Origin of the sequence: Promineifilum sp. (SeqCode) (assembly GCF_041918635.1) — a bacterium.
GTDB lineage: Bacteria > Chloroflexota > Anaerolineae > Promineifilales > Promineifilaceae > Promineifilum.
The window spans coordinates 1-10,373 of sequence record NZ_JAYRVJ010000149.1; the positions used below are offsets into that span (position 1 = coordinate 1).

At 64.3% G+C, this 10,373-nt stretch carries 9 protein-coding genes; 1 reads left to right on the forward strand and 8 read right to left on the reverse strand.

Features of this window, described 5'->3' with window-relative positions:
- Positions 1-456, forward strand: a 456-nt coding sequence (locus ACE3UY_RS04850; RefSeq protein WP_374686423.1) for a zinc-binding dehydrogenase, incomplete at its 5' end; no start/stop codon positions are given.
- Between the two features lie 53 nt (positions 457-509).
- On the opposite strand, the gene ACE3UY_RS04855 is transcribed toward ACE3UY_RS04850, so the two are convergent.
- The 8 genes from ACE3UY_RS04855 to ACE3UY_RS04890 form a co-directional block, all read right to left on the reverse strand.
- A complete protein-coding gene (locus tag ACE3UY_RS04855) occupies positions 510-1,832 on the reverse strand; it encodes an aspartate aminotransferase family protein (protein WP_374686424.1) in 1,323 nt (440 codons plus the stop codon).
- 42 nt (positions 1,833-1,874) lie between these two features.
- A complete protein-coding gene (locus tag ACE3UY_RS04860; RefSeq protein ID WP_374686425.1) occupies positions 1,875-2,597 on the reverse strand; it encodes an alpha/beta hydrolase in 723 nt (240 codons plus the stop codon).
- Between the two features lie 47 nt (positions 2,598-2,644).
- Complete coding sequence (locus tag ACE3UY_RS04865) at positions 2,645-3,421, reverse strand: CoA-transferase subunit beta (RefSeq protein ID WP_374686426.1); 777 nt, start codon at positions 3,419-3,421, stop codon at positions 2,645-2,647.
- Positions 3,422-3,484: 63 nt separating this feature from the next.
- Complete coding sequence (locus tag ACE3UY_RS04870) at positions 3,485-4,678, reverse strand: hypothetical protein (RefSeq protein WP_374686427.1); 1,194 nt, start codon at positions 4,676-4,678, stop codon at positions 3,485-3,487.
- Positions 4,679-4,724: 46 nt separating this feature from the next.
- Complete coding sequence (locus ACE3UY_RS04875) at positions 4,725-5,642, reverse strand: CoA transferase subunit A (RefSeq protein WP_374686428.1); 918 nt, start codon at positions 5,640-5,642, stop codon at positions 4,725-4,727.
- A gap of 70 nt (positions 5,643-5,712) precedes the next feature.
- Positions 5,713-7,275 carry an aldehyde dehydrogenase family protein gene (locus tag ACE3UY_RS04880; protein WP_374686429.1) on the reverse strand — a complete coding sequence of 521 codons (1,563 nt, stop codon included), beginning with the start codon at positions 7,273-7,275 and terminating at the stop codon, positions 5,713-5,715.
- Positions 7,276-7,522: 247 nt separating this feature from the next.
- A complete protein-coding gene (locus tag ACE3UY_RS04885; RefSeq protein WP_374686430.1) occupies positions 7,523-8,941 on the reverse strand; it encodes a C39 family peptidase in 1,419 nt (472 codons plus the stop codon).
- 30 nt (positions 8,942-8,971) lie between these two features.
- Entirely contained in the window at positions 8,972-10,318 is a 1,347-nt protein-coding gene (locus ACE3UY_RS04890) for a C39 family peptidase (protein ID WP_374686431.1), read from the reverse strand.
- Positions 10,319-10,373: the final 55 nt, after the last annotated feature.

Genomic DNA, 10,373 nt, shown 5'->3' on the forward strand with positions numbered 1-10,373 from the left:
CTGGGGCTGCTGGTAGCCCAGATATTAGCGCTGGGCGGGACGGACGTGACCGTGCTGGGGCGGCGGCGCGAAACGCTGGCGCTGCCGGCGCAACTGGGTCTGGCCATCGGGCTGGTGGAAGCGCAGGCGGATGACAGTTTCGACGTGGTGGTCGAAGCGACGGGCAATGAGGCGGGTCTGGCCCACTCGCTGCGCCTGGCCCGACCGCGCGGCACGCTGGTGCTGAAGAGCACGTTCCACGGCAACGCCAACGTGAACCTGACCAAGCTGGTCGTGGGGGAACTCACCGTCGTCGGCTCGCGCTGCGGGCCGTTTGCGCCGGCGCTGCGCCTGCTGGCGGCCGGCGCGGTGCAGGTCCGGCCGCTCATTGAGGCGGAGTACGCGCTGCGCGACGGCTTGACTGCCTTCGAGCACGCGGCGCGGCCGGGGGTGAGGAAAGTGCTGTTGCGGCCTTGAAGAGGTATCTCGCGCAAAGACGCAAAGTAGTAAAGAAAAAGATTGGTTTCTGCTCAGTCGCCCAGTTCGGCGCGGATGGCCTCGGCTAAGAGGGCGACCATCTCCTCTAATTGCGCAGCGTTGGTGATGAGGGGCGGGCCGAGCATGACCACGTCGCCGTTCACCCCATCGACACACCCCACCGAGTAGTAGATGATCAGCCCTAGCTCGAAGGCGCGATCCACGATCTGGTGGGCGACGTTTTGTTTCTTGGGGAAGGGCTGTTTCGTGTCGCGATCCTCTACCAGTTCAACGCCCCAGAACAGGCCGCGCCCGCGGATGTCGCCCACGTGCGGGTGCTCGGCCAGCGCCTCGCGCAGCCTGGCCCCCATGAGCCGGCCCATCGCCGCCGAATTCTCCACCAGCTTCTCGCGTTGTAAGATACCCAGCGTCGCCAGACCGGCCGCCGCGCCCACGGCGTGATGGCTGAACGTGCCGCCGTGGTTGAAGTCGCCCAAGGCGGCGCGCACCTGCTCCACGTCGGCGCCCCTGGCGGCGATAAAGCCTAACGGGAAGTAGCCGCCGGCCGACCCCTTCGAGGTGACGAGGATGTCGGGCGTCGTGGCCCAATGCTCCATCGCCCACATTGTGCCCGTGCGCCCCAGGCCGACCAGCACCTCGTCGGCGATGAGCAGCACGCCGTAGCGGTCGCAGATGGCCCGGATACGCGGCCAGTAGTCGTCGGGGGGCAGGGCGGCCCCCAGCGACGCGCCGCTGATCGGCTCGGCGATGAAGGCGGCGACGTACTCCGCGCCATGGGCCAGGATTGCCTCTTCCAGCCGTCCCGCCAGTTCCTCGCCGCTTAGAGGGAAACGATAGATGTAGGGCGTGGGGATGTGGGGCACGTCGCGCAGCATGTTCAGGTAGGGCGAGCGCAACCCCGGCCGGCCGCTGACTGCCAGCGCGCCCAGGGTCATGCCGTGGTAACTGTTCCAGCGCGACAGGATGATGTGGCGGCGCTCTTGGCCGCGGGCCATCTGGATCTGCCGCGCCAGCTTGATCGCTCCCTCGACCACCTCGGAACCGCTGCTGAGAAAGTAGAAGCGCGGCTCTGATAGGGGGACCATCTCGGCCAACGCCGCCGCGTACTGCTCCAGCGGCTCACTGGTGAACATGGTGGCGTGGACGTAGGCGGCGGCCTGCGCCTGGCGGGTCATCGCCTCGACGATCTCCGTCCGTCCGTGCCCCACGTTGACCACCAGCGGCCCGCCCGAGCCGTCAATGTAGCGTTTGCCGCTCTCGTCGTAGAGGTAGATGCCCTGGCCGTAGGCGATCATCGGCCGGGGGTGGTTCATACTGCGATAAAAGACGTGACCTTGGGGATGAGCGTAGAGCATAAGATCTACTTCCAGTCTGGAGAAACGTCGGGCGAGGGGAAACTAGCCACCCGCGGCGATGGACTCCAGCATGTGGGCTGTGGTTTCAACAATGATCCGCTGTTGGGTGTCGGCGCTGATGCCGGCGGGGTTGTCGCCGCGTTGTAATCCTTCGCCGTAGCGGCCGAACTGGGTATGGTTGCCGCCCGGGATAGGCACGAAGACAGCCGAAGCTGGTAAGCGCTGCGCTCCACCTTCCACGTCGGCGACAGAGGCGACTCCGTCGGCATCTCCGTAAATGGAGACAACTTCCAGAGAAAGATCCGACAGGTCACTGTTTTCAGCCGGATAGGCGGCCCATAGCGCCAGCCCATCAATCACATCGGCATTCCCTTTCACGTATTCGGCGGCCATGGCTCCGCCCAGTGAGTGCCCACCGATGCCCCAGGCGGTGATTTTGGGAAAGGCGGCGATTATGTCGTTAGCGGATTCAATGCCGAATACGGCCAGATTCAGCGGCATGGGATTCAGCACGATCAAATACCCCTGCGCTGCCAGCTCGCGAGCAATCGGGGCATAGGCAACGGGATCGACAAAACCGCCGGGGTAAAGGATGAACCCTGTCGTTGGCGTTTGCTTAGTTGGGGTAAAGATGTACCAGTCCTGTTCCGACGCTCGCGCCACCTTTACTACCTGATCGGACGCCAGCGCGGCCAGAGCTTCAGGCCGCGCCGCATTGCGGGTGTTCAGGGTGAAAAATAAGACCGCGCCGATGACAGTCGTCAACAACAGCGCGGCAAGGGCCACAGCCAGTAAGCGAGAGGTACGCATAGTTAGCGGTACAGCCCTTGCGGGTCTAGATGTTCGCGGACGATCGCTAATTCCTCGTCCGTTGGCGGGATCATCGGGCGCACCTCGGCGGCCACGCGGACGGGCCAGCCGACGACCGCCTGCACGCTCTCCACCGTCTGGCCGGGAGCCAGTTCGACGAGCATCATCTCCCGCTCCGGGTTGTCGAACGAGAAGAGCGCCTTGTCGGTGATGACCAGCGCCGGCCCTTCGCCCGGCATGCCCAGCCGGCGGCGCGCATCGCCGCCGTCCAGGTGGCCGGGGCTGGTCAGGAAGTCGATCTGCGGCACGAAGGCGCGCTTGGACAGGCGCATGATCATGAAGATGCGCCGCGCGTTGATGGCGATCTCGCACGCGCCGCCGGAGCCGGGCAGCCGCGTCTTGGGGGTCGCGTAGGGGCCGATGACGGTGGTGTTCAGGTTGCCGTAGCGGTCGATCTGCGCCCCGCCCAGCAGGGCCACGTCGATGAGGCCGCCTTGCAGGTAGAGCATGAACAGGTCCGACATGCTGACGACCGAGGTCGCCCCGCTGACCAGCGTCGGGTCGCCGATGGACAGGGGCAGTCGGGCCGGCTGCGCGCCGAACACGCCGCTCTCATAGACCAATTCGATATCTGGCGAATGGCTGCGGCGCGCCAGGTTACAGGCGATGTTGGGCAGACCGACGCCGACGAACACGGTGCGGTTGCCATGCAGCGCGCGGGACGCGGCGACGATCATCAACTCAGAGGGTGTGGGTGTAGGCTGGGAGGAGGCATCCATGTGGGTTTCCTGTGTCAGGTGCAACCCACTTCAGAAAGCGGGTCGCACCTATGCCGATGGTTGTCAGTTAGCCAGCGCCGCCGGCAGCACCTGCTCGGTCAGCAAACGCCGGAACGTCGCCACTGGATCGGGCGACGCGGCGATCAGATCGTAGCCGACGGAGTAGGTGAAGGTGTAGCTGCGAAACAGCGGGTGAGTCATGAAGCTTAAGCTCTTGGCAGCGCGCTCGGCGGTTGCCAGGCCATACGTGCGCAAGTAGTCGATGGCCCCAGCCTTGTCCAGTTGCCCGGTGTGATAGAGGATGGCGGCGTTACCGTTCACATAGCGCAACTTCTCGCTCGCCTTCGCGATCCGCTGCATCCGCTCGGCCAAGCCCGGCTCGGCCGGCAGGCCAGCGGCCGGGAACATCACTTCGACGTTCCAGTCGTAGTGGCTATCGTCGGGAAAAATGATGTACAGGGCTGTCGTGGCGATGCCCTCGGAGATCACGGCCGACGGTGAATGTAGTAGCGGGACGGCCTGCTCGGCGTAACCTCGCTCCCGGAACAGCCCGATCTCTTTCAGCACTCCCTCAGTGTGATGGCCGGGATACCCCTCATGGGCAAACGTGCCCAGTAGGGCGGCGACGTGGAGCGGCATATCGGTGTTGAACTCGATCAAGGAGCGGCCATTGCCCAAATACCAGTTGTAGGCGTTCCAGGGTTGGTTGCTGGTCAGTCGTATCTCGACGCTCTCCTCGTCGGGCAACTCGATGAAGGCCGCAGTCCGTTGTCGTGTCTCGGCGCGAGCCAGTTCCAACAGCTCCAGCGCCCGCCCGGCGTCGATCTCAAAGCCCTTGCGCCACGCCGCCAACCGCTCGGCCAACCCATCACCCAGCCGGCCCGGCAGCAATTCGTCCAGTTCGCGGTGGGCAGCCTCAAAGGTGCTTTCCGCGACCTGCCGCGGGCGGATGTCGTAGATGCGGTAGACCTCATCCAGATAGTCGACCGTCTCGCCCTGCAACATGCGCACGGTACACTCGATGGCCCGCAACACGGCCTTCAGGTAAGCGGCGCGCGCAGGATCGGCCGTCGGTATGTTGTCCTGCAAGCGCCGAACGTCGTCCAGCAGGGCGGCCGGTTGGCGTGGCGGCGCGGCGTTCACTTCGGCGCGCAGCGCCTCCGGCCCATAGTAGGCGTCAATATAGCCGTCGATGTGCTTGTGAATTTCCAGCGTCAGGCGAAGATAGTCCTGGCCGAAGGGGTCTTGGGGAAGCATGGGTTCTCCGGAGTTAATGGGGGTAGACACGCAGGTCTGCCCCTACTCAGCGATACTGCCCATAATTGACCGGTTCCGCCATCAGCGTCCCGGGCGCCAGCCGGTCGAGCGTCTCCCGTCCCAGCTTCTCCAGATAGGCAGCGCGGTCGGGCAGGTCGTAGACCCACTCGGCCAGCCATGCCTCGGTCGTCGCCTGGTCGCGGGAGGACTCATCCCACTTCAGGTAGAAGTCGTTATCGCGGTCGTAGTAGCCCTGGACGTAGCTGGGGTGCGCGCCATACGGCTCGTGGACGACGGCGTCAACGATGAGGCCGGGGATGAGTGTGCGGTTGGGGTCGCGGCGGATCACGTCCTCATTCACTATCTCTTCGGCGACGATCACCACCTTGTCGGCGGCGAAGGCCACTTCCTTCTGCGTGCCCAACAGGCCCCACAGATGGGTGTTGCCGTGCACGTCGGCACGCTGCGCGTGGACGAAGGTCACGTCCGGCTTCAGCGGCGGGACAACGGCGATAGACCCGTCGCCATAGGGGCTGTCCACGAAGCGGATGAGGTCGTTGGCCGCCGGCATGTCGCTGCCGGTATAGCTGCGCAGGGGGAAGAAGGGCAGGTTGCTCGCCCCGGCCAGGTAGCGGCCCACCATGCCGAAGTGAGAGTACTCCTCGATCTCCAGCGGACGCGGCACGCCCTGCTCGACAGCGCGGCGGATGCAGTGCAGGCTGCCCACACCGGGATTGCCCAGGTAGCTGAAGATCAATTTCCGAGCCACCCCGGCGGCGATCATCTGGTCATAGATCAAGTCCGGCGTTAGCCGGCAGAGCACGAGGTCACGTTTGCGCTGGCGGATGATCTCGTGGGCGGCGGCGAAGCAGATGAAGGCCGTGAAGCCCTCGATGGCGATGGTGCAGCCGTCGGGTACATACCGTTCGACGGCCTGGCGCATGGTGATGAGTTTGCCGGTCATAGTTAGTGGTCCGTGGTCAGTGATCAGTGGTCAGTGATCAGTGCGCTGACTACTGATCACTGACCACTACTTACTCCACAATCGTCTGACTTTGCTCGTGCATATACTGCTGCACGTAGTAGAAGCTGCCCGCGGCCTTGCCGGTAGAGCCGCTGCCCTTCCAGCCGCCGAACGACTGGTAGCCGGGCCAGGCGCCGGTCGTCGCGCCGCTGGCGCGGTTGACGTAGAGGACGCCGGCCTCCATGTGGTCGAGGAACCAGTCGATCTCGTCCTGGTCCTCGCTGTAGAAACCGGCCGTCAGGCCGTACTCCACATCGTTGGCTTTCTGCATCACTTCATCGAAGTCATCGAACGCCTCGACCATGACGATGGGCAGGAACATCTCCTGCTTCCAGAGTGGGTGGTCTTCGGGCACATTGTCGGCGATGGTCGGCGCGACGTAGTACCCCTTGTCGTCCAGCGCCTTGCCGCCGAAAACGATGTCGCCGTGCTCGCTCAGGTCTTCCACGAAGCGCAGATAGTCTTCCTTGGCGCTCTTGTTGATGACCGGGCCCATCCAGTTGTTCTGGTCGGTCGGGTCGCCCACATTGATCTGGGAGGTCAAGTCCACGAACTTCTGCATGAACTCGTCCTTGACATCCTTGTGGACGTAGAGGCGGGAGAGGGCTGAGCACTTCTGTCCCTGCAGGCCAAACGCGGAGCGCATGCAGCCCAGCGCGGCCTTGTCCAGATCGGCCTTATTGCTGACGATGACGGGGTTCTTGCCGCCCATTTCAGCCACGCAGGGGCGGGGGTACTTGCCCGTGGTGAACTGGCGGATGATGCCCATGCCTACGTCATAACTGCCGGTGAAGGTGATGCCGGCCACGTCGGGGTGATCGACCAGAGTCTGGCCCACAGTGCGCCCGCCACCCGTGACGAAGTTAAACACGCCCGGCGGCAGCCCCGCGTCGCGGAACGCCTCGGCCAGCAGCCAACCGGTGAAGGGGGTGTCGGTGGCCGGCTTAAAGACGACGGTGTTGCCGGCGGCCAGGGCCGCGCCGCTGGGGCCGCCAGCCAGCGCGCCGGGGAAGTTGAACGGGGAGATGACGACCCACACGCCGTAGGGCTTCAGGACGCTGCGGTTATGATGCTTCTCGCTCTCGTTCTTCAACGGGCGGACGAAGCCGTCGTTGGCCTCCATGGCGTCGCAGTTGTAGCGGATCAGGTCGGCCGTCTCCTCCACGTCGCCCAGCGCCTCCAGCCGGTTCTTACCGACTTCCAGGCTCATGACCGCGCCCATCTTGAAGAGGCGGTCGCTCATCAGGTCGGCGGCGCGGCGCAGGATGGCGATGCGTTCCTGCCAGGGCGTGTCGCGCCAGCCGGGAAAGGCCGCCTTAGCCGCGGCGACGGCATCGTTGGCGTCCTGCTCGGTTCCTTTCTGGAAGTGGCCCATGACCAGACTGGTATCTGTCGGGCTGATCTTGGCGAACGTCTGCTCGGCGAAGCGCTCCTCGCCGTTGATCCACATGGGGTACGTCTGGCCCGCGTTGGCCCGAAAGTCCGCCACGGCCTTGTCATAGAGTTCGTGCAGCAGGGGGTCGGGGCTGGACAGCGTTGAATAGGTAACCTTGAACTTGTGTTCCTGAATCATGCTAGTCTCCTTGGAGAGGTAATGTGGGATAGCGTGGAAAAGATCGGGCCGGTGGCCCGCTGTCAGGCGAGAGCCTAGAGCAGCATGAATGCGCTGCTACGTATTATAGCGCGAATGGGCGATGATCTGTCAAAGAGATCGCGCGATCAGATAACGAAACGCCAGGACGCCAAGACGCAAGGACGCAATTACTTCTACTTGCGTCTTGGCGCCCTGGCGTCCTGGCGTTCAACCTGGTGTGGTTTTGTTAACCGCCCGTGCCGCGCAGGGAGTCGAGCGACCACTGCGCGGGGTAGAAATTCTCGTTGACGGTTAGCGCCGTCTCATAGGCCGAGATCGCGCCGTTGATGTCGCCCAGGTAGGCCAGGGCGTGGCCCTTGTACCAGAACGTCTCCTCGACGTTGCGCCCGCCCTGCGTCTCCAGCGTCGCGTCGGCCAGGGCGATCACGTCCTGGTAGCGATCTAGCTTCAGATAGGCCAGATACGGCTGGAACTGATACCACAGCATCCGCGGCGGCAATCCGATCTCGCGCGCCTTGTCGAAGGCTTGCGCGCCGCCCTGATAGTACTGGTTCTCGCCCGTCAGGCCGCCCATCCGGGTCAGCGCCGTACCCAGGTTGAACCAGGCGAACACGTCATCCGGCCGTTGCAGCGTCTCGGTCTCGGCGATGGCCGCCACCTTCTGCCACATCTTAAAGTCGTCGTACATGTCCTCGCCCAGGATGGACTTGATCGTCTCTTCCTGTTCCGGCTTGTAGACGACGTAGAAAGTGTTGCTGAACTGCTGCCAGAAGTGGATGAACTCATCGTAGGGATCAGTGCGCCCGCTGCCGTCGAACGGGCCGAGGTAAGAGTCCTGGCTGTAAAGCTCTTCCAGGGCGTCATCGTAGCCGTAGACGGTCAGGTAGTGGCCCCACCAGCCGGAGTCGGGCAATTCGTACCCCTTCTCGATGACGACCGGGAAGCCGGAAGCCAGAAAGCGCTTGATCATCTCCAGGTCGCCGCCGCTACGGGCGATGGCCTTGAAGCCGGGCATCTGCTCATTGACATAATCAGCGATCTGCCACGGACTGACGTTGCGATCCTCCGGGTTCGGTTTGAGATAAGAGGCCACGTCGGCCTGCGTGATCGGCGAGCCGTACCAGTTCAACACCTGCGTCAGGTTGGCCGGGCCGCAGTTGTTAAACGACTGCTTGACGACGCTCATGTTTTCCAGGACGACGCGCTCCGGCAGCGGCATGGGGGTGGCCGTCGGCGCGGGTGTGTTGGTGGCCGCGGGCGTTGGCGAGGCGACCGGTTCGGTGGGCGCGGCCGTCGGTTCGACCGTCGCTGCTACTTCGGGCGTCGCGGCGGCGGGCACATCGATCAGCTCGGTGTCACTGGGCGCGGCGGCGATAGTGCCGACGGGTTGAGCGTCGATGAGCGAGCCGATGTCAACCTGATTCTCCGCCACTTGTTGCGGGGCGGGCAGGGCGGTGGCGACAGGCGCGACCTGGTCGATGACACCCTCAGTGATGTCGCTCAGGAAAGGTTGATTTTCTTGTAGCCACACGCGGTAGCGGCCGGGGATGGCCCCCACCACGGACGGTAGCGCCAGCAGGGCCAGGATCAGACCGAGTTGGCCCACGGCTACCAGCAGAATGATACTCTTGGTTCGATTACGCATGATGTTGGTGTCTCTCCACGTCCAACCTTCTTATCCTTCGGGCGCTGTCAGTTCGGCCAAAGCGCGGCCGGCCGGCTCGAAGTTCGGGTTGAACGCGCTCGCTTTCTCCAAATTGTCGCGAGCGGCTTGTTGATTTCCCTGAGCGGCCTGCGCCAGTCCCAGGTAGTAGTAGGATTCTTCAAAGTAGGGTCTGTCCTGCAACGTCGTCTCAGCCAGCAGGATCACGTCGTCATAGCGGCCTACCTGGTAGTACGCCTCATAGGGGCCGAACTGGTACCACAGCATCCGCCACGGCAGGCCGACAGCGCGCGCCTGGTCAAAGGCGATGGCCGCCTTGTCATACTGGCCCAAGGCGTTGTGCGTTGTGCCCAGGTTGAACCAGTAAAACGGACTGTTGGGGTTGCGGGCGGCATCGATCTGGGCCTGTGCCAGGCTGTTCTGCCACATGACCGCGTCGTCTAACTCCTCGCCCAGCAGGGCAGCGACGAGAGCCTCCTGTTCCGGGCGGTAGAGGACGATGTAGTTGCGGTTGAACTGCGGCCAGTAGACGTCCAGATCGTCGTAGGTCATGACCCGGCCGTTGGGGTCGGCGTTCGTCTGCGGCACTTCGCTCGTGCCCAGCCAGGAATCGTAGACCCAGAACTGGCTCTGCGCGTCGTCATAGGCCACGGGCAGCAGGTAGTGGCCGTACCAGCCGAGCCAGCGGTACTCGCCCGGCGGGTCGATGCCGACCTCGATGATGACTGCGATGTTGTTCGCCAGCAAACGTTGTAGCAGGCTTCGATTGCCGTTAGTCCGGGCCATCGCCCGCAACTCTGTCTGGCTGTTCACGAAGCCGGCCATCTCTTGCGGGGTGACGTTGCGGTCCTCCGCGTTGGGGCGCAGCGCGGCGGCCGTGTCCCTCTGGCTGAAGACGAGGCCGAAGTACGTCAGGGTCATTGCCAGCGTGGCCGGCCCGCAGTTGTTCCATTCCTGATAGATGTGGGTGAAGCCGGTCATTCGCGCCGCGGGCGGTACGGGCCACGGCGTGGCCGTGGGGGCCGCCGTCGGTTCGGCCGTCGGTGTCGGCTGCGCTTCCTCAGGCGGCTCACCCGTCGCCAACTGCCCGGCGACTGGCTCCGGCGTCGGGCTGGCGGGCGGGGCGGCGGTGGGACGGGCTGGCTCGGCCGGGTCGAGCAGGCCGGCGGCGGCTTCCGGCGCGGCAACCGTCGGCAAGATGGGCGTCGGGTCAGCCGGCAGGGCCAGCGCCTGCAGCGGCTCGGGCAGTCGCATGGCATAGCGCGTGGGCACCGCCCGCAGTATAGACGGCAGTAACCACACTGTTATAATTCCTGCCAGTAGCAGGCCGAGGAGCAGCGGCAGCCGGTATTTTCGCATGCGTATCCGGTGGCGAGGTCGCCAAGACCGTTGGATTGTAGCGTACTCCTGCCCC

Bases quoted from the DNA above. Each gene is read 5' to 3' on its own strand.
- ACE3UY_RS04855 (WP_374686424.1), bottom strand. From the start codon at position 1,832: ATGCTCTACGCTCATCCCCAAGGTCACGTCTTTTATCGCAGTATGAAC.
- ACE3UY_RS04865 (WP_374686426.1), bottom strand. From the start codon at position 3,421: ATGGATGCCTCCTCCCAGCCTACACCCACACCCTCTGAGTTGATGATC.
- ACE3UY_RS04870 (WP_374686427.1), bottom strand. From the start codon at position 4,678: ATGCTTCCCCAAGACCCCTTCGGCCAGGACTATCTTCGCCTGACGCTG.
- ACE3UY_RS04875 (WP_374686428.1), bottom strand. From the start codon at position 5,642: ATGACCGGCAAACTCATCACCATGCGCCAGGCCGTCGAACGGTATGTA.
- ACE3UY_RS04880 (WP_374686429.1), bottom strand. From the start codon at position 7,275: ATGATTCAGGAACACAAGTTCAAGGTTACCTATTCAACGCTGTCCAGC.
- ACE3UY_RS04885 (WP_374686430.1), bottom strand. From the start codon at position 8,941: ATGCGTAATCGAACCAAGAGTATCATTCTGCTGGTAGCCGTGGGCCAA.
- ACE3UY_RS04890 (WP_374686431.1), bottom strand. From the start codon at position 10,318: ATGCGAAAATACCGGCTGCCGCTGCTCCTCGGCCTGCTACTGGCAGGA.